The following is a 24,289-nucleotide window of genomic DNA, read 5'->3' on the forward strand; positions in this document are numbered from 1 at the left end:
CTATGGCGAAGCTCTATTTCTACTACGCCAGCATGAACGCAGGCAAGTCGACCACGCTGCTTCAGGCCGACTTCAACTATCGCGAGCGGGGCATGGCGACTATGCTGTGGACCGCGGCGCTCGACGATCGCGGCGGGGAAAAGGCGATCGAAAGCCGGATCGGGCTGGCGACCGACGCGCACCGCTTCGATGCCGCCACCGACTTGTGGGAGCAGGTCACCGCGGCCCACGGGATGAAGCCACTGGCTTGCGTCCTGGTCGACGAGGCGCAGTTCCTCACGCACGCGCAAGTCTGGCAGCTCGCCCGTTTGGCGGACGAGGCGGGCATTCCGGTGCTCTGCTACGGCTTGCGCACCGATTTCAAGGGCGAGCTGTTTCCCGGATCGGCCACATTGCTTGGGATCGCCGATGCGCTGATCGAGCTCAAGGCGGTCTGTTACTGTGGACGCAAGGCTACAATGAACCTGCGGGTCGACGCGGGGGGAGGCGCGGTCCTTGAAGGCGCGCAGACCGAGATCGGCGGAAACGATCGCTATGTCGCGCTATGTCGGCGACATTTCAGCGAGGCATTGCGCTGAACCGACTGCATTCGCGATGAGCCGGGGAACGCCGGTCCGTTGGCAACTGCTCGCCGAGCTCGGTTATCCGCTTGCCCAAATGCCCCTTGCGTCCCATCTCGACGGAGGTTTCGAGAAGGACGTGGCTTGAGCGATACGATTTATCAGGCGGCGGCGCTGATCCTGCCGCTTATCGTTGCCATCGTCTTCCACGAAGTTGCTCACGGCTGGGTTGCCAACGCGCTCGGCGATCCGACCGCGAAAGAGCGTCGGCGGTTGAGCCTCAATCCTTTTCGTCATGTAGATCCGATCGGGACCGTGGTGCTTCCTGGGTTGCTGGCGCTGGTCAAGGCGCCGGTGTTCGGCTGGGCAAAGCCGGTGCCGGTGATCAAGCAACGGCTGCGCAACCCGCGCTTCGGGATGATGGCAGTGGCCGCCGCCGGGCCGGGCAGCAACCTGTTGCTCGCCGCGATCGGCGCGGTGGTGCTGGGGCTCCTGGTGCGCGGCGTGGGCGATGCGCAACCGGCCGAGCCGCTTCGCTTCATTGCGCTCAACCTTGGCAATTTTCTGACGATCAACATCTTCTTGGCCCTGTTCAACCTTCTGCCGATCCCGCCGTTCGACGGTTCGCACATTGTCGAGGGCCTGCTTCCGCCGCGCGCCGCCGCGACATACGACAAGCTGCGACCGCTGGGGTTTCCGCTGGTGTTCGTGCTTCTGATCGGGTTGCCGTACCTGATCCCAGGGTTCGATCTGGTCAGCCGGATCGTGCTGCCGCCGGTCCAGTGGCTGGGCAACCACTACTATGCACTGGCGCAGGCGGTGGCGGGGCAGTGACGCAGCCCAACGGCTGGCTGATCCTCGACAAGCCGGTGGGCCTCGGCTCGACTCAGGCGGTCGGCGCGGTCAAGCGCAACTTGCGCGAGGCCGGGTACGGCAAGGTCAAGACCGGGCACGGCGGGACACTCGATCCACTGGCCAGCGGCGTGCTGCCGATCGCGCTGGGCGAGGCGACCAAGCTGGCCGGGCGGATGCTCGACGGCGACAAGGTCTATGAGTTCACGGTTCACTTCGGGGCGGAGACCGACACGCTCGACCTCGAGGGGACGGTTGTCGCGCAAAGCGACATTCGCCCGACATTGGCGGCGGTCGACGCGGTGATGGCGCGGTTTACCGGCGCGATCGAACAGGTACCGCCCGCGTTCTCGGCGCTGATGGTCGAGGGGCGGCGGGCATACGATCTGGCGCGGGCAGGGGAGGAAGTGGCGCTTCCGGCCAGAGCCGTCACCATCCATTCCCTCACCGCTGGTGTCGAGCGAAGTCGAGACACCGGCGCCGGCACCTCTACTTCGCTCGACACCAGCGGGTATTTGAGTTGCTTGTCGCTCACCGCTCACGTCTCGAAGGGCACCTACATCCGCAGTCTTGCGCGCGACTTCGCCCGCGCCCTCGGCACGGTGGGTCACGTTACCTATCTGCGCCGCATCAGGGCAGGGCCGTTCGGGCTGGACGCCGCGATTTCGCTGGACATGCTGGAAGAAATCGGCAAGGGCGCGCGCCTTGAGAACTCTCTCTTGCCGCTGGAGGCGGGGCTGGACGGTATCCCGGCTCTCGACCTCGGCCCGGAACAGGCAAGGGCGGTCCACCAGGGCCGCGTTCTGACCGGGCTGGCCTTTCAGGATGGGGTCTGCTGGGCGCGATACGGCGATAGGCCGCTCGCGCTGCTGCAGGTCGCTGGCGGCAACGCCACCGTGCTGCGAGGCTTCAACCTTCCCGATACCGCGGAGTAACGAGTATGTCGGTTTCCGCCGAACAGAAGACGAGCATCATCCAGGACAACGCCCGCAACCCGGGCGATACCGGTTCTCCCGAAGTCCAGGTCGCGATCCTGACAACGCGGATCAACAATCTGCAGGGCCACTTCAAGACCAATCACAAGGACAACCATTCGCGCCGCGGCCTGCTGACGATGGTCAACAAGCGCCGTTCGCTGCTCGACTATCTGAAGAAGAAGGATGTCGCGCGCTACAACGCGCTCATCGCCAAGCTCGGGCTTCGCAAGTAACGAATTCGCGGGCGGCTCCCCTCGGGAGCCGTTTGCTTTTGGGCGATTGCTCCGCAATTCGGCGGGGCCAGCCATTGGGGCCGACAGCGCCCCGCACCGGACCGGGACGGAACTGCCCGGCACAAGAGGCCCCGCGCCGCAATAGGGCGCCCGCGGGATCACAAGGAAAAATCGAATGTTCGACACCAAAACCGTATCCATGGAGTGGGGCGGCAAGACCCTCACGCTGGAAACTGGGCGCATCGCGCGCCAGGCCAATGGCGCCGTGCTGGCGACCTATGGCGAAACCGTGGTGCTGTGCGCCGTGACGGCCGCCAAATCCGTGAAGGAAGGGCAGGATTTCTTCCCGCTCACCGTCCACTACCAGGAAAAGTTCTCCGCCGCCGGGCGCATCCCAGGTGGCTTCTTCAAGCGTGAGCGCGGCGCCACCGAAAAGGAAACGCTGACCAGCCGCCTGATCGACCGTCCCGTCCGTCCGCTGTTCCCTGAAGGGTTCTACAACGAAATCAACGTGATCGCGCAGGTCCTGTCGTATGACGGCGAGACCGAGCCCGATGTCGTGGCGATGATCGCGGCCTCGGCGGCGCTGACCATCTCCGGCCTGCCCTTCATGGGCCCGATCGCCGCCGCGCGCGTCGGATACGAAGACGGCGAATACACCCTCAACCCCAAGCAGGAAACCGCCGCCGCGGGCGCGCTCGACCTCGTCGTCGCCGCCACCGGCAATGCGGTGATGATGGTCGAATCCGAAGCCAAGGAGCTTTCGGAAGAAGTCATGCTCGGCGCGGTGATCTTCGCCCACGACGAGATCAAAAAGGTCGTCAACCTGATTATCGACCTCGCCGAAAAGGCCGCCAAGGAGCCTTGGGACGTCGCGGTCAGCGACAACTCAGGAATCAAGGCGAAGCTCAAGGAGCTGATCGGCGCGGACATCGCAGCGGCCTACAAGCTGACCGACAAGTCGGCCCGCTCGGACGCGCTCAACGCGGCGCGCGACAAGGCCAAGGCGGCATTCGCCGACCAGGACGGCCAGACCCAGATGGCCGCGATCAAGTCGGTCAAGAAGGTCGAGGCGGATATCGTCCGCGGCGCGATCATCAAGGGCGAGAAGCGCATCGATGGCCGCACCAACACTCAGGTCCGTCCGATCGAGGCGATCGTCGGCTTCCTGCCGCGCACCCACGGTTCGGCGCTGTTCACCCGGGGCGAGACCCAGGCGATCTGCACCACCACGCTCGGCACCCGCGAAAGCGAGCAGATGATCGACGGGTTGGAGGGGCTGACCTACTCCAACTTCATGCTCCATTATAACTTCCCGCCGTATTCGGTGGGCGAAGTCGGCCGCTTCGGCGCGCCGAGCCGCCGCGACACCGGCCACGGCAAGCTGGCCTGGCGCGCGCTACGCGCGGTGCTGCCGAGCAAGGAAGACTTCCCCTACACGATCCGCGTGTTGTCGGACATCACCGAGTCCAACGGTTCGTCGTCGATGGCGACGGTCTGCGGCGGTTCGCTGTCGATGATGGACGCGGGCGTGCCGATCACGCGGCCCGTGTCCGGCATCGCGATGGGCCTGATCCTTGAAGGGACCGAGTTCACCGTGCTCAGCGACATCCTCGGCGACGAGGATCACCTCGGCGACATGGACTTCAAGGTCGCCGGCACGTCCGAGGGCATCACCACGATGCAGATGGACATCAAGGTCGCCGGGATCACCCGCGAGATCTTCGAGGCCGCGCTCAACCAGGCCAAGGCCGGGCGCGCGCATATCCTGGGCGAAATGACCAAGGCGCTGGGCTCTGCCCGCACCGAGCTGTCCGACTATGCGCCGCGGATCGAGACGATGCAGATCGACAAGTCGAAGATCCGCGAAGTCATCGGCACCGGCGGCAAGGTGATCCGCGAGATCGTTGCCGAAACCGGCGCCAAGGTCGACATCGACGACGAAGGTCTGATCAAGCTCTCCTCGTCCGATCCGGCGCAGATCGAAGCGGCGCGCAAGTGGATCCTCGGCATCGTCGAGGAAGCCGAAGTCGGCAAGATCTACGACGGAAAGGTCGTCACGATCGTCGATTTCGGGGCGTTCGTGAACTTCATGGGCGGCAAGGACGGCCTCGTCCACGTGTCTGAAATGCGCAACGAGCGGGTCGAAAAGCCCACCGACGTCGTGTCCGAAGGCCAAGCGGTCAAGGTCAAGGTCCTCGAGATCGATCCGCGCGGCAAAGTTCGCCTGTCGATGCGCGTCGTCGATCAGGAAACCGGCGAAGAACTGCCCGACACCCGTCCGCCGCGCGAACCGCGCGGCGATCGTCCGGGCGGTGATCGTCGCCCGGGCGGCGGCGGTCGCGACCGTGACCGGGGGCCGCGCCGTGATGGCGGCGGCGACCGCGGACCGCGCCGTGACGGCGGCGGCGATCGTGACCGGGGGCCGCGTCGCGAGCGCTCGGAAGGCGGCGCCGAAGGCTCCGGGGCGGGAGGCAACGCCGACCACATGCCGGCGTTCCTGAAGCAGGAAGACTGATCCTTCGGTAAACCGAGGTAAGGGGGGCCGCGGGAGCAATCCCGCGGCCCCCTTTGTTTGATAGGACCGGCCCATGATCGCCCGCCAGCATCTCGCGACCGCATTCGTCCCCGGCGGCGAGGAGTTGCGGTTGTATTCGCATGACCGCGACTTCATGATCCTGCTCAAACGCGACGAACTGATGAGCACCCGCATGCGAGGCTCGGAAGAGGCGCTGGCGGTCCAGACGATCGCGCGGCTCGGGGGCAAGCCCGCTCCGCGGCTGCTGATTGGCGGATACGGCATGGGATTCACCCTGCGCGCGGCCCTTGCCGCTCTCGATGACACAGCGCAGGTGACGGTTGCCGAACTGGTTCCCGAAATCGTCGATTGGGCGCGGGGGCCAATGGCCGAGCTGTCCGCGGGCTGCCTTGACGATCCGCGGGTGCGGCTCGAGTTTGGGGATGTCGCCGACGCCATAGGCGCGACCATTGCGAGTTGGGACGCGATCCTGCTCGACGTCGACAACGGACCGGACGGGCTGGTCCGCCCGGCCAACGACCGGATCTATTCGCCGGTCGGACTGGCCGCTGCGAAGCGTGCGTTGCGGCCCGGCGGTGTCCTCGCGGTGTGGTCCGCCGCGCCGGACGCGGGCTTCACCCGGCGGCTTCGCTCGGCCGGATTCCAGGTCGAGGACGTCTCGATCTCGGCCCGCGCCAACGGCAAGGGTCCGCGACATGTGATTTGGTTCGCGCGGCGCCCGTCGTGAATAGCTATTTTTCCCATACCCGCTTGAACGCCTGCCACTTCACCCGCGCGTTGCGCCGTTCATCGGACATCGCTTCAAGGAATTCGGCGAGCCGCTGCGATTTGGCGGCGGTGTAGAAGGTCAGAACCGCGGCAGGGACCAGCACCGCCATCAGATAGCCCGCCTTTTCGAGCAGCGAGACCCGCGTAAGGTCGATGAGGTTCATGCCCAGGAATCCCGTGGCGACGGTGCCGATCAGGCCGAAGAACGTGACCACGGTCAGCCGCACCACGGTGTTGGCCTGGCGGCGCAGCCCGTCGCTGTCGAGGTAGTCCATCATGTCCTGCACTTCCTCGCGGACTTCGGCGAACAAGTGTTCGGTGCCCAAGTGCGCGAGCCACAGCATGAACAACTCCTGCGCGACCGGCTGGGCGGACACCTCCTGGAACCAGTAGCGATGGGTGAAGCGCAGGAAGTTCTCGTGGGTCAGCCGGATTGCGCGCTTGAAGCGTTTCACGGTCTCCGCGGAATAGTCCCGCAGGCCTCCGATCGCTCCGACCAGGCCATCGCGGAAGACCAGCAGTGCGGCCCGGTGGAAATGCGCGATCAGCGCGATCAGGAAATACTGGTGACGGAACTGGGCGAGAATTCCGGTGTCGAGATCGGTGTAGGTCCGGCTCGACGCCTCACCAACCATGACGAAGGTCTGGCCAGTGCAGATGATCCGGGTAACGGTCTGCTGATCGCGGCGCGCACCGCTCCAGAAGCGGTCGTAACAATGCCGTTTCTCGAAATCGTCGAAGAACTCCGATGTGTAGGGCGTATCGGGAGCGGCGGCGAGCCCCAGCCGCACCCAGTCCTCGCGTGCGATGGCGAAGGGATCGTCGACCGCGAGATAGGCGAGAAGCGGAATGCGCTGGTGGTCGAGGAGAATGTATCGGATCCCGCCCGGCTTGGCCCCGTGGTGGGGGATCAGCGGGTCGAGCAGGAATGCCCAGTGTGCCGCAAGCCGTGGCGCGCGGTGGGCGCAGACGTGGGTGAGGTATTCGCCTTTCCGCTCATAATCAGAGCGCGCGAGGATCGAGCCATCGGCCGCCAAGAGGTTCACGGCGGCGCAGCAATGCGCGCCGTCGCCGCCCACGTTCCACCCCTTGGGATAAGCGCGGCCGAAGCGAAACAGCAACTGCTGGGCCTGTGGGAGGGTAAGGTCGCGGCCGACGACTTCGATCGCCAGGATCGCCTCGTCGATGTCGTAGAAGAAATAAAGTTCGGCGCGCGCGACTTCGAGCCGGAGCGGGTTCTCGCCGCGCCGCAGGGTGACCGCTGCGTGGGTGACGTCGCGGCGGCGAAAAACCCGCAATGCGGCCGGTTCGCGGCCGTCCGCCGCGGTCCCCATGCGTTCGCCATACAGGAACCGCTGGACGTCGGGCATGAAGGCCACGAACTCGCAGTAGTGGCGTTCCTGGAAATCTCCCGGATCGTCGGCAAACTCGTTGCGGACTACTTCCCACGGGCTGTCGCTGGCTGCCAGCCGCTCCCAGTGCGTGGGTGGCCCGGGGGTGCCGTAAAGCGGCGCCAACTGCAGCGGCCAAATCAGAATCTGGCGAAATTCGCGAACCGTCGCCGCCGCGCCAGCGACGGCCTGGCCGGCCCCCATCATGGTGGTTTCGTTCTGCCCCATGGCGTCCCCCAAGACTGCCGCGCCTGGGGCGAAAGGTCGGTCAATTGCGCGCGCGGCGCAAGCGGCGAACGTCGCCGCGCCCGCATTGCGATCAGCCGACGATCCAGCGCAGAATCAACGCGACGATTGCCAGCACGGCGACGCCGCCCGCCCAATAGACCGCCAGCCAGCACAGCCGCCGCCACAGCGGCTCGGGCGTTGCAGGCGTCTCCAGCCGCGGTTCAATGATAGCCATCGGTGCCGACCTTGCCGCGGAACACCCAATAGGCCCAGCCCGTATAACCCAGGATCAGAGGCAGGATCAGCGCGACACCGACGATCATGAATTCCTGGCTGCGGCGCGGGGCGGCCGCGTCCCAGATCGTGAGCGAGGGAGGGACGATGTGCGGGTACATCGAGACGCCCAACCCGATCATCCCCAACGCGAAGATCCCCAGCGCGCACAGGAATGCGCGCCACGGGCGCTGCGCGGCGAGCGCGTTGAGGAGGGTGAGGAAGGCGATCCCGGTCAGCACCGGAACCGGCGCGACGAACCAGATCAGCGGCGAGGCGAACCAGCGCTGATAATATTCGGGAAACAGGAACGGGGTCGCCGCGCTCACCCCCACCATCAGCGCGCCGGTGGCGAAGGTGGCGAGGCGGGCAAAGCGATAGCCGTGCACCTCGGCCTTGCCCTCGGTTTTGATCGCCAGCCAGCAGGCGCCGAGCAGGACGTAGCCGACCACCGTTCCCAGCCCGGTCAGCAGCGAATACGGGCTCAGCCAGTCGGTCCAGCCCCCGGCATAGGCGCGCCCGGAGACTTTCACTCCCTGGATCAGCGCGCCCAGGATGATCCCCTGCGAAAGCGCCGCGACGAGCGACCCCGCGGTGATCGCGAAGTCCCAGAACCGGCGGTGCGCGGGATCGCGCCAGCGGAATTCGAACCCGGTGCCGCGAAACACCAGCCCCAGCAGCATCGCGATGATCAACGGATAAGTCGCAGGCATGACGATTGCGTAGGCCAGCGGAAAGGCGGCGAACAACCCGCCTCCGCCCAGGACCAGCCAGGTCTCATTACCGTCCCAAACCGGCGCGACCGAATTGAGCGCCTGGTCGCGCTCTTCGCCATTGTCGAGCACGGGCAGGAGCATGCCGATGCCCAGGTCGAACCCGTCCATTACCACGTACATGAATACAGCGAAGGCGATCACCGCAGCCCACAGCGTGGTCAGGTCGAAGACGATGTTCATCCGCTCAGGCCCCCTGCCTAGCTGGCTTCTGAGCGGGGCCCGGCGTGATTCCGGCGGTGCGCATCGGGGCATCGGCCTCGACGTTGACGAGATCGGGCTCGTGCGGATGGGGCGCCGCCGACATCAGGCGCAGGATGTACCAGATGCCGATGCCGAATACCGCGAAGTACACCACCGCGAACGCGGCGAGCGAGGCCGCTACCGCAGGCGCCCCCAGCGGGCTGACGCTGTCGGCGGTACGCAGCAGCCCGGTGACGGTCCATGGCTGGCGCCCGACTTCGGTCGTCACCCACCCTGCGATCACCGCCACGAACCCTGCCGGACCGAGCAAAAGGCCTGCCCAATGCAGCGCGCGCCAGTCGTAGAGCCGACCCGCGCGCGCGCGAACAGACTCCACAACCCCAGCCCGAAGATCGCGAAACCCAGCCCGACCATGATCCGGAACGACCAGAAGACGATTCCCACCGGCGGCTGGTCCCGGCGCGGCACGGTGTCCAGACCGCTAAGCGGCGCATCGGGATCGTGCTTGAGGATCAGCGATGAGGCCTTGGGAACCTCGATCGCATAGCGAACTTCCTGCGCATCCTGATCGGGCCAGCCGAACAGGATCAACGGCGCGCCCGCGGGATGGCTCTGGAAGTGGCCCTCCATCGCCATGATCTTGACCGGCTGGTGCTGCAACGTGTTGAGCCCGTGCATGTCGCCGATAAAGATCTGCACTGGCGCGACCAGCGCGGCCATCCACATCGCCATCGAGAACATCCGCCGCACCTGCGGGGTATCGTTGCGCTTGAGCAGGTGCCACGCGCCGACCCCTCCCACTACCAGCGCAGTGGTCAGATAGGCAGCGGTCACGGTGTGGGCGAAGCGGAACGGGAAGCTGGGGTTGAAGATGATCGCCAGCCAGCTCGGCCCGGGCAGGAACTGGCCGCCGGGGCCGACCACGTATCCGGTCGGCGTCTGCATCCAGCTGTTGGCGCTCAGAATCCAGAACGCCGAAATCGCGGTGCCCACCGAAACCATGCAAGTAGCGGCGAAGTGCAGGCCCTTGCCCACGCGCTTCATCCCGAACAGCATCACCCCCAGGAACCCGGCCTCGAGGAAGAACGCGGTCAGCACCTCGTAGGCCATCAACGGCCCGATCACCCCGCCCGCCTTGTCCGAGAACACCGCCCAGTTTGCCCCGAACTCGTAGCTCATCACCACGCCCGAAACGACGCCCATCGCGAACGCGACCGCGAAGATCCGCAGCCAGTAGCGATAGAGATCGAGGTACAACTCCTTGCCGGTCCTGAGCCAGAGTCCCTCGAGCACCGCGAGGAAGCTGGCGAGACCGATCGAGAACGCCGGGAAGATGAAGTGGAAGCTCACCGTAAAGGCGAACTGGGCGCGGGCCAGCAGCAGCGCGGTGGGATCGGTCATCGGCATAACCCCGGACAACGGACAAGCCGTCAGCCAAGACGATTAAGCTATATCCCTGCGCTTGGCCCGTGAATTGTACGCAACCCGGGTTGCACGAGGCGTCAGTGTCAGCGCACCCGCGGGCCGCCGAACGGCAACGGCGGCGGAGGGCGGCGATGACCGCGCGGCAGCTGCGCCTGATAGGCCCGCCCGCAATGCTCCACGCAATAGGGAAAGCCGGGGTTCACCTTCACGCCGCAGAAATGGAAGTCCGGCTCGCCAGGATGGCCCATCGGCCAGCGGCAGATGCGCTCGTTGAGATCGAGCAGGCCCGTTTTGGTAGCCATTTCCGCGCTCGGCTTGGCGGGGACCAGGCGGCGGGGCGGGGCCGGAGGGATCGGTGCCTGCTGGTCGCCCGGACCCTGGCGGAGGAACCCGCCCGGCCCCACCGAGACTACCCGCTGGCCGCTGGGCGGGGGCACGGGGACCGAAGGCGTCGCGTATGTCGGGGTCGGCCCGGCCGGAGTCGAAAGCGCCGGATCGGACGAGAAATTGACCGTGGAGGTCGATGACCGCGGTGCCCCGGCGGGCGCAGCCGCGGGCTTGGTCGCCGGTTTGGGCGCGGTGGGCGTAGGTTTGGCGACGGGGGCATCGCTCTTGTCGTTGGGCTTGACCGGGGACGGGCGCGCCTTCAGCCCCAGGCGGTGTGCCTTGCCGATCACGGCGTTGCGGCTGACTCCCCCCAGATCGTCGGCGATCTGGCTGGCGGTCGCGCCGCCTTCCCACATCTTGGTCAGCTTGGCGATGCGTTCGTCGGTCCAGCTCATAACGTTTCCAGAAATCCTATGCGCGCGAGAGGGTGCATGCCGCCACCTTGTCAGCAGCCGATCCCCTCGATAGGCGATCAGCCATGGACGAACCTGCAACCGCTCCGCAAGAACAAAGCCTCGTTCCGATGGCTTCCCAGCGGCGAAGTTTCCCCCCGCAAGGCGTTCCCCGGATCGGCGGCATCAACCGCCTTGGGCTGTGGACCCTCTATATGAAAGAGGTCAGGCGGTTCTTCAAGGTCCAGACCCAGACGATCTGGGCTCCGGCGATGACGACGTTGCTCTATCTGATGATTTTCACCGTCGCGCTCGGCCGCGGTGGCCGTGAAGTGCTTGGTGTGCCGTTCGCCAGCTTCATCGCCCCGGGGCTGATCATCATGGGGATGATCAACAACGCGTTCGCCAACGCCAGCTTCTCGCTGCTGGTGGGCAAGATCCAGGGCACGATCGTCGACTACCTTATGCCGCCGCTGTCGACCGGCGAACTGATGCTGGCGATGATCGGCGCGGCGGTGACCCGCGCGGTCCTGGTTGGCTTGGCGGTGACGCTGGCGATGCTGCTGTGGCCGGGCGTGCATCTGACCGCCGCGCACCCCTGGGCGATCGTATGGTTCGGGCTGATGGGCTCCACCCTGCTCGCGCTGATCGGGCTGGCCAGCTCGATCTGGGCCGAGAAATTCGATCACAACGCCGCGGTGACCAATTTCGTGATCACTCCGCTGACGATGCTGTCGGGCACGTTCTACGTGATCGACAACCTCGCTCCGTCGTTTCGCGCCGTCAGCTATGCAAACCCGTTCTTCTACGTGATCTCGGGTTTCCGCTTCGGCTTCCTGGGGCAGAGCGACATCGGTAGCACCAACCAAGCGGTGTGGCACGCCGCGGTGGGGCTGGGGGCGCTCAATCTGACGCTGGCCGCCATCACCTACGCACTGCTGCGTTCGGGTTGGCGGATCAGGAGTTAGGTTTTTCGGGCCAGGCGCAGGCCGGAAACAGATCACCCGCCTCGTGTGATGTCGTCGTAGGCCTTGCGGAATTCCTTCGCGAACATGTCCATGAAGGCCTCGTCGGAATCGAATGCGACCCCGCTGAATTCGCGCTCATAGGCCTTCCACAGCGCCGCATCGCGCGCGCCGGGGAGGATTTTCTCGAGCATCCCGCGGGTTTCGGCGCGGCTGCGGATCGATTTGGGGCTGAACCGCTCGAGCGTCGAGCGCAGCGCGCCCTGCATTGCCTTGAGCGTCGCGAGCTGGTGGGCCTGCAGATCGCGCCAGCCATCCTCGACCGCCAGATCCGCGCCCATGAACCCGCGCTCGGCCGGGTTGAGAATGTGACGCAACGCCTGATCCGGGTTGCGCGCGAATTTGAGCGGGTTGTTGCCGGAAATCTCCAGCCCGGTGCCCTGCGCGCCCATCTGGCTTTTGGCGCGGGCACGCGCTTCGAGCATCATAACCATCCCGGCGACAAGTCCGCGTAGCAGCATTCCGGCCTGATGGAGGGCCGCGGCCGGGTCTTGTTGCACGGTATCGGGCGGGACCCCCGCGCCGGCGAGAAAGGCTTCCAGCGCAAGCTCTGCGGCCGGCGCTTGTGCCATTGCGGCAGGAGCTTCGGATTGCGCCAGCGGAGCGGGAGCCGGAGCGGGAGCCGGTGACGGCGGGGCGGGTGACGGCTGCGAAGCCGCCACTGGGGACGCGGCAACCGGGTCCGGCCAGGCGGCCGGTGGCGGTGCGGGCGCCGCCGCACCGAAGCCGCCGCGTTTCCAGTCGATCGAGTTGCTGGCCGCGAACTTGTTCCAGATGTCGTCGTCGCCGGGCGGCATCGGCGGTGCCTGGACCGGCGTTGGTGGGATTACAGCCACCGGCGGCGTGGTTGGATCGCGCGGCACGGCGCCGGGCGGCGGACCCAGCCTGGCGACGACCTCGTACTTGCCGATCCGGATAAGATCGCCGTCACGCAGCGGATGTGGCCCGCTCAGCCGCCGCTTGTCGTCGTTGACAAACGTCCCGTTGGTCGAGTTATCGACCAGTTCGTAGCCGCCGTTGCGGAACAGGATGTCGCAGTGGCGTCCGGAAATGTGCAGCTCGGGATCGGGGAGCGACCAGTCGGTGCTGCCTGCACGCCCGATCGTCGCACTACGGCGATCGAGCACCACGCTCAGCGGGCCGCCGTTGGCAAGCTGGGTCATGTTGCGCACCTGAAGGGTCAACGCGAGGGGGCGATCGACGCTCATTCGCCGCGAGCCATCCCGCACCGAAGTTGCTTTTGCCCGGTATCATTCTGAATTCGCTTCAAAATGGCCCCATCCCCAAAAGCACCCGCATCGTTATTGATCATTGAAGCAATCGTGCCAATACGAAACCGGCATTTTTTCGACGCTGTGACGCGCGGCATTGCGGGAATCGACGATTGCCCGCAAGGCGCTAATCGCGTATAAAACATTAGAAGCGGGGTCGCTCCAGGCTGTTGTTATCGAAGTTCAGGAGTTTGTCATGACCGTTAAGTTGTTGCTCGCAGCGAGCGCACTTTTTGCATCCACTTCGGCCTGGGCGCAGTCCGGACCTGCGGTGGAACAGTCGGCAGATGACCTGGTTTGCCAGCTTTCGGGCGATTGTGGTGGGTTGGATCAGCTTGAGGCTACCCAGGACAAGCCCGAATCGCGCGGCTTCAAGCTGGCGCGCAAGGCGACCGCGACCGATCCTTCGCAGGCTTCGTCACCCTCGATCAACGCGCGCACCCGGGTCAAGGTTTCCGCCGAAGCGACTAGCCCCGCGGCGATCTCCGGCAAGCCTGGCCGCAATCGCACGATTACCGCAACCGCCCCGCGCCCCGCGGCCGGTCGCGCCGATCTACGGGTCACTTTCGTGACCGGGTCGGCCGAACTGACCGATGCCGGCCGTCGGGAAGCCGAAAAGTTCATGACCGCGCTCGCGGCACCGTCGCTGGCGGCCAAGAAGTTCCGCATCGAAGGCCACACCGACTCGGTCGGATCGCGGGAATTCAACCTCGACCTATCCAAGCGCCGGGCGCAAGCGGTAGTCGAATACCTCGCCGCCAAGGGTGCCGATCGCACGCGGTTCAGCGTCGTCGGCTATGGCTTCGACAAGCCGATTGCTGGGCTCGCCAAGGATGCCGGAGCCAACCGCCGGGTCGAGGTGGTCCTGGTTAAGTAAGCCCCGGTCGCTGCTCCTCGCGGGAGCGGCGCTGGCGACAACGAAGGGGCTCGGAGCGATCCGGGCCGCTTCGTTTTTTGGTGCCGAGTTAAGGTTTAATTCGGCGAAGATGTGATGGAATTCATTGCGCGGCGGACAAACCTTAGCGATTCGGTTACCTGTTGCGGCGCCAAATGGCGCTTGCGGCGATTCCGCGTAGAAGCGGAGTGCTGCGCGAAGGGTGACAGGAGAGACCGAATGACCGTCAGGATAATCATCGCCGCAGGCGCCTTACTGGCCTCGACTTCGGCGTGGGCCCAGGCTGCTCCGGGAGCCGACCAGACGACCGAAGACCTCGTCTGCCAGCTTTCCGACAAGTGCGCGGATGCCGTGCCGAGCCCGGCCGATCAGGCCGATCCCGCCGCCGCCGGCCCCGCCGATCGCGCCGCGCCTCGCATATCCGCCACTCGCGGCTTCAAGATCGCCCGCAAGGTAGAGGCGCCTGCCGCGTCGAGTTCCTCCGGTTACACCGCCGTCCGCCCCGCGACCCCGGGCAAGGCTCCCTCGCGGATAGCCTATGATTCAGGCAAGAAGGTCAGCGCGCCCGCCGCGGGCAAGTCCCGGCCTATGATCGCCGCCAACAACAAAGTCATTCCCAAGGGCCGCGCCGACTTGCGCGTCACGTTCGTCACTGGCTCTGCCGAGTTGACCGAAGCCGGTCAACGCGAGGCGCAGAAGTTCGCCGCGGCGCTGTCGTCGCCGCTGCTCCAGGGTATGCGCTTCACCATCGAAGGCCACACCGATTCGGTCGGATCGCGCGCGGCGAACCAGGAGCTGTCGCGCCGCCGCGCCGCAGCAGTGGTCGATTATCTGGTCGGCAAGGGCGCCGATCGCGCGCGGTTCGATGCCGTCGGCTACGGCGCGGATCGCCCGCTCGACGGCATCAGTCCCACCGCTGCGCTCAATCGGCGGGTCGAGGTCGTCAGGAACAAATAGCCAGGCCCGCCGACGATCGCGGTCGGCTCGTCGCAAACCGCTAGTTTGGTTAGCGGCCGCAGCTTGACAGCGCGCGGACGATGGGCAGTGTCGCAGGCAACCGGCAAGTGACGGTCGGCCTTTTCCTGACACGGGCCCTTCGGGTCGCAAGTCTCGGCAGGAAATAGGGGGCGGGAGCGGTTTGGCCTCGAGCGTTACGCTCTTGGCCCAGGCGCTCCCGTCAACTCCACGATCCCGGCCGCTATCCTTTGCGCGCGGTCGCTTCGAGCAGCGCAGGGGTCAGCACCTGCGGCAGGATCGTCGCCTCCGCCGATCCCGGCGTATACCACAAGTACAGCGGCACCCCGGCCGCGCCATGCGTTTCGAGGACCCGGGTGATCACCGGGTCGCGCGTGGTCCAATCGCCGCGTAGGACTTGCACGTTCGCTTTGGCGAAAGCATCGCGCGTGCTCTCGCGGTCGATCGCGGCGGCCTCGTTGACTTTGCAGGTAAGGCACCAGTCGGCGGTGAAATAGACGAACACCGGCCTGCCCGAGGCTCGCGCGGCGGTTAGCGCGGCTAGCGAGAACGGCTTGGCGCCAAGCAGGTCGGCGGCCGCGGCGGCGGGTGGTGCACCGGCCACTTGTGGGAGGAGGACGGCCCCCACCAATGCGAGACCGGCCAAGGCCGGCGCGGCGCGCGAAGTGGCCGAGACGCCGCCGTGCTGGGCACGTCCGATCATCGCGAGCACCGCGACGAGGCCCATGGCGATAGCGCCGCAAGCGATCGCGAACCCCGCCCCGCCCAGCCGCCACGCCAGCCACAACAACGCCAGTGCGGTCAGCGCCATCGGCAACGCCATCGCCTTGCGGAATCGCTCCATCCATGGCCCGGGCCGGGGCAGCAGGCGGCGCAGCGCAGGGCTGAACCCCAGCGCGAGGAACGGCAGCGCCAGCCCCAGCCCGAGCGCGGCAAACACCGTCAGCGCCAGCAGCGGCGGCAGGATCAATGCCGCGCCCATCGCAGCGGCCATGAACGGCCCGGTGCACGGCGTGGCGACGAACGCGGCGAGCAGCCCGGTGCCGAACGCGCCGCGCTCGCCGATCCGGCCTGCACTGCCCCCGTTTCCGCCAAGCGAGGGCAGTTCGAAAAGCCCGGCGAAGTTCGCGGTGATTGCCACCGCCAAGGCGAGCAGCGCCGCGATCACCAGCGGCTCCTGCAACTGGAAGGCCCAGCCGATCTCGTTGCCCGCGGCGCGCAAGGCAAGCATCGTTCCGCCCAGGGCGAGACACGCGAGTATGACCCCCGCGGTATAGGCGAGGCCGTCGGCGCGCGCCTTGCCCGGCGCGGCGTTGGCTTGGGCGAGCGACAGCGCCTTGAGGCTGAGGATGGGAAACACACAGGGCATGATGTTGAGGATCAGCCCACCCAGCAGCGCTCCCCCGAGCACGCCGAGGAAGGCGGCGAGGTCGAACGCGAGCGCTGTACCCACCAAGGGCGTCCCACCCGACGCCACTGCGCCCGGCGTCGCCTTGATTTGCAGCCCTTCGCCAGAGCCATAGCGCAGGACGGCGTCGATCCGGCCCGGCCCGTCGCCCGGCGCGCCCGCGGGGCGCCCCAGTTCGGCCAGCAGCAAGTCGCCCTTGCGCCAGAAACGCTGCGGCGCGGCATAGGCGGTGACGCCGTCGGTGCGGACGAACAGGTGCGGTGCGCCGAGATCGAGCGCGGCGGGGATCGGGATCGCCAGGCGCAGCGTCTTGGCTTGCGTTGCGAAATGCACCGTTTCGGGGAGCGGGGCGGGCAGCTTGGCCAGCCAACCATCGAACCGAGCGTCGCGCGGCGCAGGCGGGCCGACGCGCACCGTTGTCGCCAGCCGCCCGTGCTCCGGCACGCAAATCTCTTCGGTGCAGACCAGCCAGTCCGCCTCGGCGGAAATCGCCAGCGTATCGCCTTCGTGCGCGCTCGCGGGCAACGTGAACGCAACCAGCAGTGCGTAGTCGTGCTCGTAAACGTGGTTCATCAAGCCGTTGATCAGGAGCGTTTGCGGCACCGGATAGCGCGGCTCGGCTACTTTGGCCCCGGCTGGGAGCGCCCACTTGAACTGCATCGCGAATCCGGCGTCGCCGCCGTTCAACCAATAGCCGTGCCATCCCTTGTCGGGCTTCATCGACACCGCCAGCTGAATTGTCTGACCCGGCGCGGCAACGGCGCGCTCGGCGATCAGTTCGGTCGCCATGTGCGTCGGAGCGATTTGCGCCAGCGCGGGCTGGGCGGCGGTCACCGTCACCAAGCCGCACAGCACCGCGATGGCCAGTACAAGGGTGGCTAAGACGCGCACATTCGCTCCCGTCGAGCCCGCCGGGCATTGCCGCGAACCGCCCACGGCCTTATGCCGTCTGGCGTCGCGCTGTCCAGCCGCGCGGCGCTTCACGCTCCCTCGGAAAGCTCGCCAGCATGCCATTACGACCGTTGCCGTTGTTCGCCCTCGGCCTGCTGATCGCAAGCGCGGCGTCGGCCCAGAACGCCCCGCCTCCGCCGCCCAAACTGATCGTGGCGATTGCGGTCGACCAGTTCTCCGCCGATCTTTTCGCCGAATACCGCAACCGCTACGCCTATGGGCTCAAGCGGCTGCAGCAAGGCGCAGTGTTTCCGGCCGGTTACCAGGGCCACGCCGCGACCGAGACCTGTCCTGGCCACTCGACGATCCTGACCGGCGTCCATCCGGCGCGCACCGGGATCGTCGCCAACAACTGGTTCGATCTGGGCGCCAAGCGCGAGAAGAAGCTGATCTACTGCGCCGAAGACGAGACCCAGGCGACCGCCGATTCCAAGGACTATGTCGCCTCGGCGGTGCACCTGCTCGTACCCACGCTCGGCGACCGGCTCAAGGCGGCCAATTCCGCCACCCGCAACGTCGCGGTATCCGCCAAGGACCGCGGCGCGCTGATGATGGGCGGGCACGCCATCGACCAGGTATACTGGTGGAAGAGCGCGGGCTTCGCCACGCTGGCCGGACGCCAGTTGGGACCTTCGGCGGTGGCCGAGAACGCCGCCGTCGCCGCAGCGCTGGCCACGGACCGTGCCGCGCTCGACCTGCCCGCCGACTGCGCGCGAGCCGACCGTGCGATCCAGGCGGGCAGCCAGACCGTCGGCACCGGGCGGTTCGAACGCGCCAAGGGCGATGCCACCCGTTTCCGTATCTCGCCGGAAATGGACGCCGCCACCGCCGACCTCGCCGAAAAGCTGGTCGCCGAAATGGACCTCGGCCAGGGCCCCGCCACCGATGTGCTCTCGGTGAGCTTTTCCGCCACCGACTACGTCGGCCATGCGTTCGGCACGGAGGGTGCCGAGATGTGCCTCCAGATGCACGCGCTGGACAAGACCATCGGTGGCCTGCTCGATTTCCTCGACGCGCGCGGGATCGACTATGCGGTGGTGCTGACCGCCGATCACGGCGGGTTCGACGTCCCCGAGCGACTGGCCCAGCAGGGCTTGCCCCAAGCCGCGCGAGTCGATCCGGCGCTGGCGCCAGAACCGCTCGGCAAGGCGATCGCCGCCAGGCTCAAGATCGAGCGCATCGAGCCGCTGCTTTATGCCGACGGCCCGTTCGGCGACTTCTGGCTCAACCGCGCGCTCAAGCCCAAGCAGCGCAAGGCGGTGTTGGGCGAGCTCAAGGCGCTGGTGACACATCCCCAGGTCGCCGCGGTGTTCACCGCCGAGGAGTTGGTCAAGGCCCCCGCACCTGCCGGATCGCCCGAAACCTGGACCCTGCTCGACCGCGCCCGCGCCTCGTTCAACCCGCGGCGTTCGGGCGATGTCGTGGTGCTGCTCGATCGCGCGATCGTTCCGATACCCAAGCCCGCGCCGGGCTATACCGCCACCCACGGCTCGCCCTGGGACTACGACCGCCGCGTGCCAATGCTGTTCTGGCGCAAGGGGATGACGGGGTTCGAGCAGCCCAGCCCGGTCGAAACCGTAGACATCGCGCCGACCCTGGCGGCGCTGGTCGGACTGGCGGTGCCGGAAGCGGAATTCGACGGCAGGTGCCTCGATCTTGATGCCGGGCCGGGCAATACGTGCGGGGAACGTACTCGCTAACCAACCCCGCTCGTGTCGAGCGAAGTCGAGACACCTCGCGCTCCGGTGGCCTGTTGCGCGGCATCCCTCGACTTCGCTCGACATGAGCGGGTAAGGAGCCACGATGGCCGATCTTTCCCAAACCCGCGACGTCCTGATCCTCGGCGGTGGACTGGTCGGGATGACCCTGGCGATCGGACTGGCGCGCGCGGGGGCGACTGTCCATGTCGCCGATCGCGACGATCCCGCGACGCAGACCGCCGCCGGCTTCGACGGCCGCGCCTCGGCGATCTCGACCGCAAGCTGGAACCTGTTCACGCATCTGGGCCTGGCGCCCACGCTGGAGCCCAAGGGCAGTCCGATCGAAGCGATCGCGGTCAACGATGCGCTGCGTCCGGGCAAGATCGATTTCCGTCCCGAGCCTGCCGAAGGCTCGCTCGGACGGATGTTCGCCAACCGCGAACTTCGCCTCGCGCTGTTCGAAGCCGCGGCCAAGGAACCCAATATCGCGTGGCATCCGTCGAGCACCGTGGTCGCGCGCGAGCGCGGCCAGCATGGCGTCTCGGCCACTCTCGCCGACGGCGCCGTGCTCAAGGCGCGGCTGCTGGTCGGGGCGGAGGGGCGCCAGTCGCCGACTCGCGAAGAGGCGGGGATTGCCGTGGCCAAGTGGGACTATCGCCACCGCGCGATCATCGCCGGGCTGGCGCATGCGAAACCCCACGGCGGCGTCGCGTGGGAGATCTTCTATCCCGCCGGTCCGTTCGCGTTGCTGCCGATGCTCGACGACGAGACCGGACGCCACCGCAGTGCGCTGGTCTGGACCGTGGCCGAGGACGATGCCGCGGGCGTGCTGCGGATGTCCGACACCGCATTCCTCGCCGAAGTCCGCAAGAACATGGGCGGGGTGCTGGGGGACATCGAACTCGCCTCGCCGCGCTCCAGCTATCCGCTGGGCTTCCACCACACCGCGCGGATCGTGGCCGATCGGCTGGCGCTGGTCGGCGATGCCGCGCACGGCATCCACCCCATCGCCGGGCAGGGGCTCAACTTGGGCCTGCGCGACGCCGCCGCGCTGATCGAGTGCGTCAGCGAAGGCATGCGCCTGGGGCTGGACCCCGGGGACGCCCAGATTCTCGCGCGCTACGAGCGCTGGCGGGCGAGCGACGCGCTGATGGTCGCGCTGGCGACCGATGGGCTCACCCGGCTGTTCGGCGTGCCCGGACGCGCCGCTTCGTTGGTCCGCCGGATTGGCATGTCCGGGGTCCAGCGGATGGCCCCGCTCAAACGCTGGTTCATGGACGAGGCGCGCGGGGTTTCTGGACAGCTGCCGAAGCTGCTGGAGCCGGTTTAGGGCGAGGCGCAAATTTTCTGAGTAGTGCAGCTTCAAAATTAAAATGCTTCAGCCCGCGCGCCGCGCCCTTTGGCGGATCAGCCGCAGATAGGTGTCGGCCACCACCTTGTTGATTGCATCCCAGCTGAACTCCGCCGCGCGCGCCTCGCCTGCCGCGCCGTGACGGGCCCGCAGCGCCGGATCGGCGATGTATCCACGCAGCGCCTCGGCGAAGGCGTGGATCGCGCCAGGCGCGATCAGACGGCCGTTGCCGTGATCGTCGACCAAGCTTTGGCTCCCGGTCGCCGCTGCGGCGACCACCGGCACTCCGCAGGCCATGGCTTCCAGGGTGACGTTGCCGAAGGTCTCGGTGACGCTGGGGTTGAACAGCAGGTCCATGCTCGCCACCGCGCGGGCGAGATCGGGACCCGTCTGGAAGCCCGCGAAGACGGCGTTCGGTAGCCGCGCTTCGAACCATTCGCGCGCCGGGCCTTCGCCGACGACCAGCACCTTGTGGGCGATGCCGCGGCGGGCCAGGTCGTCGATCGAATCGGCGAAAACGTCGAGGCCCTTTTCCATCACAAGCCGCCCGAGAAAGCCGATCGCGACCGCGTCGTCGGCGATTCCCAGCCCGCGCCGCCATTCCAGATCGCGCCGCCCCGGGTTGAACACCGCGCGATCGACCCCGCGTGACCAGATGCCGATGTCGTAGTTCATCCGCTGCGCGCGCAGCACCTGGGCCATCGACTCGCTCGGTGCGACCAGCGCGTCGCAGCGGCGGTAGAAGCGCCGCAGGATGGCTTCGAGCAGCGGCTCGGCCCAGGCCATGTTGTAATAGCGCGGGTAGGTCTCGAACCGGGTGTGGACCGAGGCGAGCACCGGTGTTCCCCCCTCCGGGTCCTCGCCGCCTCCGTGCCCAGCTTACCGCACGGTGGCCGACGAGGTCGGGCGACGAGACGTGGACCACTTGCGGATCGAAGTCGCGCAAGTCGCGGCGGATGCGCGGGGATAGCGCCAGCGGGAAACGATACTCGCCGCGGCCGGGGAAGGGAATCGAGGGGACCCCGACCAGCTTGCCCATCGAGGCGAAGGCCGGGTTGGCGACCTTGGGTGCGTAGACCCGAACCGTCGCGCCCTCGCGCTGGAGATAGCCGACCAGCCGGTTGAGCGCCTGGTTGGCGCCATCGCGGACGTAGTTGTAGTTGCCGCTGAACAGCGCGACCCTAAGGCCGTCGAGGTTTTGCGCTTCGCCCATGGACGCCGCGCCTTACGCGGTGCGCGGCGCGTGGTCCATGGGCGGGCGCCGATCAGCCCTGGAAAGGGTCAGTCGTCCCAGCGATCGTGGTTGCGATGCCAGCGGCGGTGCTTGCGCTCGTAGCGATAGTAATCGCGATAGCGACGGTCGTAATTATCGTAATTGTTGTAATAGTACCCGTTATACCTTGGATAGCTGTTGTAGTAATAGCTATCGCGATAGCGTGGGTAGTAGTAGCTGTCGCGGTAATAGCGGTTGTTGTAACGCCCGCCATTGTCCGAGATCGCGGCACCGATCGCGAGGCCCGCGATACCCGCGGCGATCGCGATTGCGGCATCGTCGCCGCTGTGGTGACGGCCCCAGCGGTCGCGCGCCTCGGCGGGCGATGCCGCCATCGTCGCAGTCGCGGCGAGCGCGAGGCCCAGCGCGGCCTTGCGAATCAGGTTGGTCATTCCAATGTCCCTTCATCCAGCCCCACGCGACGGCAGCCGCGCAGGAGTTCACCCGTGCCCGGCGAGTGGAGCAAAGCCCCCGTGAACGGATACTTAATGCCGCTGAAAGGAACGGGTTGCGGCTGGAGAAGTGAGCTTTGCGGTGCTGGAGTCCGCCTTGGGTTTCAAGCCGCTTCCTTCTTGCGCCCCGCCTTCTTGCGCTCATGCGGGTCGAGCAGGGCCTTCCTGAGGCGGATGCTCTTGGGCGTCACCTCGACCATTTCGTCATCGTCGATATAGGCGATCGCCTGTTCCAGGGTCATGATCCGCGGCGGGGTCAGGCGGATGGCGTCGTCCTTGCCGGTGCTACGGAAGTTGGTCAGCTGCTTGGACTTCATCGGGTTGACTTCGAGGTCGTCGGGCTTGGCGTTCTCGCCGATGACCATCCCCTCGTAGACCTTGTCCTGCGGGCGCACGAACAGGCTGCCGCGCTCTTCCAGCATGTTGAGTGCGTAGCCGACCGCCTCGCCGGTGCCGTTGGAGATCAGCACTCCGTTCTGGCGGCCTTCGATCGGGCCGCGATAGGGGCCGTACTTTTCGAACAGGCGGTTCATGATCCCGGTGCCGCGGGTGTCGCTCAGGAACTCGCCGTGATAGCCGATCAGGCCGCGGCTGGGGGCGCTGAAGGTGATCCGGGTCTTCCCGCCGCCGCTGGGGCGCATGTCGGTCATCTCGCCCTTGCGGCCGGCCATCTTCTCGACGACCGTCCCGGCGTATTCGTCGTCCACGTCGATCACGACGGTCTCGTACGGCTCGGTGCGCTTGCCGTCCTCCTCGCCGAACAGCACGCGCGGGCGGCTGATGCCCAGCTCGAAGCCTTCGCGACGCATCGTCTCGATCAGCACGCCGAGCTGGAGTTCGCCGCGCCCCGCAACCTCGAAGCTGTCTCGGTCGGCGGATTCGCTGACGCGGATGGCGACGTTGCTTTCGGCCTCGCGCAGCAGGCGGTCGCGGATCATGCGGCTGGTGACCTTGGTGCCCTCGCGCCCGGCGAACGGGCTGTCGTTGACCGCAAAACGCATCGACAGCGTCGGCGGATCGATCGGCTGGGCGTGAAGCGGTTCGCTGACCGAAGGGTCGGCGATGGTGTTGGCGACGGTCGCGGTGGTCAGGCCGGCGATGCTGATGATGTCGCCCGCGCGCGCCTCGTCCACCGGCACGCGCTCGAGGCCACGGAACGCCATGAGCTTGGAGGCGCGGCCGGTCTCGATCACTTTGCCGTCGTTGTCGAGCGCGTGGATCGGGCTGTTGACCTTGATCGTTCCCGACTGGACCTTGCCGGTCAGGATGCGGCCGAGGAAGTTGTCGCGATCGAGCAGAGTGACGAGGAACTTGAACGGCCCGTCGAAATCGGCGGCGGGCGGCGGGACGTGCTCGACGATCTTGGCGAACAGCGGGGTCAGGTCGCCCTCGCGCGCGTCCATGTCCTCGCTGGCGTAGCCGTTGCGGCCGCTGGCGTAGAGCACGGGGAAATCGAGCTGCTCGTCGTTGGCGTCGAGGCTGACGAACAGGTCGAACACCTCGTCGAGAACTTCGGCGGCGCGGCCGTCGGCGCGGTCGATCTTGTTGACCACGACGATCGGCCTCAGCCCCAGCGCCAGCGCTTTGCCGGTGACGAACTTGGTCTGAGGCATCGCCCCTTCGGAACTGTCGACCAGCAGGATCACCCCGTCGACCATCGACAGGATACGCTCGACCTCGCCGCCGAAATCGGCGTGGCCGGGGGTGTCGACGATGTTGATGTGGGTGGTGGTGCCGTGGTGGTCGTCCCACTCGACGCTGGTGCACTTGGCGAGGATGGTGATCCCGCGCTCTTTTTCGAGGTCGTTCGAATCCATCGCCCGCTCTTCCACGCGCTGGTTGTCGCGGAAGGTGCCGGACTGGCGGAACAGCTGGTCGACCAGCGTGGTCTTGCCATGGTCGACGTGGGCGATGATCGCGATATTGCGCAGCGGCGCGGACATAGAACGTTCCAATAATGCGGGAGCAGGGCGAGGCGCACCCCGC

19 protein-coding genes and 2 pseudogenes are annotated in these 24,289 nt (G+C 66.8%); 11 read left to right on the forward strand and 10 right to left on the reverse strand.

The window, feature by feature from the left end; translation table 11 throughout:
• Positions 1 to 2 precede the first annotated feature (2 nt).
• The 6 genes from GKE62_RS13580 (at position 3) to GKE62_RS13605 (ending at position 5,888) form a co-directional block, all read left to right on the forward strand.
• A complete protein-coding gene (locus GKE62_RS13580; protein ID WP_154692703.1) occupies positions 3 to 578 on the forward strand; it encodes a thymidine kinase in 576 nt (191 codons plus the stop codon).
• Between the two features lie 126 nt (positions 579 to 704).
• The gene (locus tag GKE62_RS13585; protein WP_154692704.1) at positions 705 to 1,394 is read left to right on the forward strand and encodes a site-2 protease family protein; all 690 of its coding nucleotides are present in this window, start codon (positions 705 to 707) and stop codon (positions 1,392 to 1,394) included.
• Positions 1,391 to 2,347 (forward strand): tRNA pseudouridine(55) synthase TruB, encoded by a 957-nt coding sequence (gene truB / locus GKE62_RS13590; RefSeq protein WP_154692705.1) that lies wholly within the window; start codon positions 1,391 to 1,393, stop codon positions 2,345 to 2,347. The genes GKE62_RS13585 and truB overlap by 4 nt, the downstream gene beginning before the upstream one ends.
• Before the next feature lie 5 nt (positions 2,348 to 2,352).
• Positions 2,353 to 2,622 carry a 30S ribosomal protein S15 gene (rpsO, locus tag GKE62_RS13595; protein ID WP_154692706.1) on the forward strand — a complete coding sequence of 90 codons (270 nt, stop codon included), beginning with the start codon at positions 2,353 to 2,355 and terminating at the stop codon, positions 2,620 to 2,622.
• A 175-nt stretch (positions 2,623 to 2,797) separates the two neighbouring features.
• Positions 2,798 to 5,140: a polyribonucleotide nucleotidyltransferase gene (gene pnp / locus GKE62_RS13600; RefSeq protein WP_154692707.1), complete on the forward strand. Its 2,343-nt coding sequence runs from the start codon at positions 2,798 to 2,800 to the stop codon at positions 5,138 to 5,140.
• A 73-nt stretch (positions 5,141 to 5,213) separates the two neighbouring features.
• The gene (locus tag GKE62_RS13605; RefSeq protein ID WP_154692708.1) at positions 5,214 to 5,888 is read left to right on the forward strand and encodes a spermidine synthase; all 675 of its coding nucleotides are present in this window, start codon (positions 5,214 to 5,216) and stop codon (positions 5,886 to 5,888) included.
• Between the two features lie 4 nt (positions 5,889 to 5,892).
• Here the strand turns inward: GKE62_RS13605 and GKE62_RS13610 are convergent, their stop codons facing one another.
• The 5 genes and pseudogenes from GKE62_RS13610 to GKE62_RS13630 all read right to left on the reverse strand — a co-directional run bounded on the left by GKE62_RS13610 (position 5,893) and on the right by GKE62_RS13630 (position 11,005).
• Entirely contained in the window at positions 5,893 to 7,548 is a 1,656-nt protein-coding gene (locus GKE62_RS13610) for a hypothetical protein (RefSeq protein ID WP_230206698.1), read from the reverse strand.
• Positions 7,549 to 7,639: 91 nt separating this feature from the next.
• Entirely contained in the window at positions 7,640 to 7,783 is a 144-nt protein-coding gene (locus GKE62_RS13615) for a DUF2474 family protein (RefSeq protein WP_154692709.1), read from the reverse strand.
• Positions 7,770 to 8,777 (reverse strand): cytochrome d ubiquinol oxidase subunit II, encoded by a 1,008-nt coding sequence (gene cydB, locus GKE62_RS13620; RefSeq protein WP_154692710.1) that lies wholly within the window; start codon positions 8,775 to 8,777, stop codon positions 7,770 to 7,772. The genes GKE62_RS13615 and cydB overlap by 14 nt, the downstream gene beginning before the upstream one ends.
• Positions 8,778 to 8,781: 4 nt before the next feature.
• Positions 8,782 to 10,199, reverse strand: a pseudogene (locus tag GKE62_RS13625) (cytochrome ubiquinol oxidase subunit I).
• 107 nt (positions 10,200 to 10,306) lie between these two features.
• Positions 10,307 to 11,005, reverse strand: a complete 699-nt coding sequence (locus GKE62_RS13630) for a GcrA family cell cycle regulator (RefSeq protein ID WP_154692711.1) — start codon at positions 11,003 to 11,005, stop codon at positions 10,307 to 10,309.
• 128 nt (positions 11,006 to 11,133) lie between these two features.
• Here GKE62_RS13630 and GKE62_RS13635 point away from each other — a divergent pair, with 128 nt between their 5' ends.
• Positions 11,134 to 11,970, forward strand: coding sequence for an ABC transporter permease (locus GKE62_RS13635; RefSeq protein ID WP_154693732.1), 837 nt, complete (start codon positions 11,134 to 11,136; stop codon positions 11,968 to 11,970).
• Positions 11,971 to 12,002: 32 nt separating this feature from the next.
• Here GKE62_RS13635 and tagH read toward each other — a convergent pair whose 3' ends face one another.
• A complete protein-coding gene (gene tagH / locus GKE62_RS13640) occupies positions 12,003 to 13,235 on the reverse strand; it encodes a type VI secretion system-associated FHA domain protein TagH (RefSeq protein WP_154692712.1) in 1,233 nt (410 codons plus the stop codon).
• 160 nt (positions 13,236 to 13,395) lie between these two features.
• Between tagH and GKE62_RS13645 the strand changes: the two genes are divergently transcribed.
• Both GKE62_RS13645 and GKE62_RS13650 read left to right on the forward strand, forming a co-directional pair.
• The gene (locus GKE62_RS13645; RefSeq protein WP_230206699.1) at positions 13,396 to 14,175 is read left to right on the forward strand and encodes an OmpA family protein; all 780 of its coding nucleotides are present in this window, start codon (positions 13,396 to 13,398) and stop codon (positions 14,173 to 14,175) included.
• A 237-nt stretch (positions 14,176 to 14,412) separates the two neighbouring features.
• Complete coding sequence (locus GKE62_RS13650) at positions 14,413 to 15,150, forward strand: OmpA family protein (protein ID WP_195908391.1); 738 nt, start codon at positions 14,413 to 14,415, stop codon at positions 15,148 to 15,150.
• A gap of 241 nt (positions 15,151 to 15,391) precedes the next feature.
• On the opposite strand, the gene GKE62_RS13655 is transcribed toward GKE62_RS13650, so the two are convergent.
• The gene (locus GKE62_RS13655; protein WP_230206700.1) at positions 15,392 to 17,467 is read right to left on the reverse strand and encodes a protein-disulfide reductase DsbD; all 2,076 of its coding nucleotides are present in this window, start codon (positions 17,465 to 17,467) and stop codon (positions 15,392 to 15,394) included.
• Positions 17,468 to 17,583: 116 nt separating this feature from the next.
• Here GKE62_RS13655 and GKE62_RS13660 point away from each other — a divergent pair, with 116 nt between their 5' ends.
• Positions 17,584 to 19,227 carry an alkaline phosphatase family protein gene (locus tag GKE62_RS13660; RefSeq protein ID WP_154692715.1) on the forward strand — a complete coding sequence of 548 codons (1,644 nt, stop codon included), beginning with the start codon at positions 17,584 to 17,586 and terminating at the stop codon, positions 19,225 to 19,227.
• A gap of 103 nt (positions 19,228 to 19,330) precedes the next feature.
• On the forward strand, positions 19,331 to 20,557 hold the full coding sequence (locus tag GKE62_RS13665; protein WP_154692716.1) for a UbiH/UbiF/VisC/COQ6 family ubiquinone biosynthesis hydroxylase: 1,227 nt from the start codon (positions 19,331 to 19,333) through the stop codon (positions 20,555 to 20,557).
• A gap of 48 nt (positions 20,558 to 20,605) precedes the next feature.
• On the opposite strand, the pseudogene GKE62_RS13670 reads toward GKE62_RS13665, so the two are convergent.
• The 3 genes and pseudogenes from GKE62_RS13670 to typA all read right to left on the reverse strand — a co-directional run bounded on the left by GKE62_RS13670 (position 20,606) and on the right by typA (position 24,246).
• Positions 20,606 to 21,791: pseudogene (locus tag GKE62_RS13670) on the reverse strand (glycosyltransferase family 4 protein).
• 68 nt (positions 21,792 to 21,859) lie between these two features.
• A complete protein-coding gene (locus GKE62_RS13675; protein ID WP_154692717.1) occupies positions 21,860 to 22,243 on the reverse strand; it encodes a hypothetical protein in 384 nt (127 codons plus the stop codon).
• A 164-nt stretch (positions 22,244 to 22,407) separates the two neighbouring features.
• The gene (typA, locus tag GKE62_RS13680; protein WP_154692718.1) at positions 22,408 to 24,246 is read right to left on the reverse strand and encodes a translational GTPase TypA; all 1,839 of its coding nucleotides are present in this window, start codon (positions 24,244 to 24,246) and stop codon (positions 22,408 to 22,410) included.
• Positions 24,247 to 24,289: the final 43 nt, after the last annotated feature.

The organism is Novosphingobium sp. Gsoil 351, from assembly GCF_009707465.1.
GTDB lineage: Bacteria > Pseudomonadota > Alphaproteobacteria > Sphingomonadales > Sphingomonadaceae > Novosphingobium.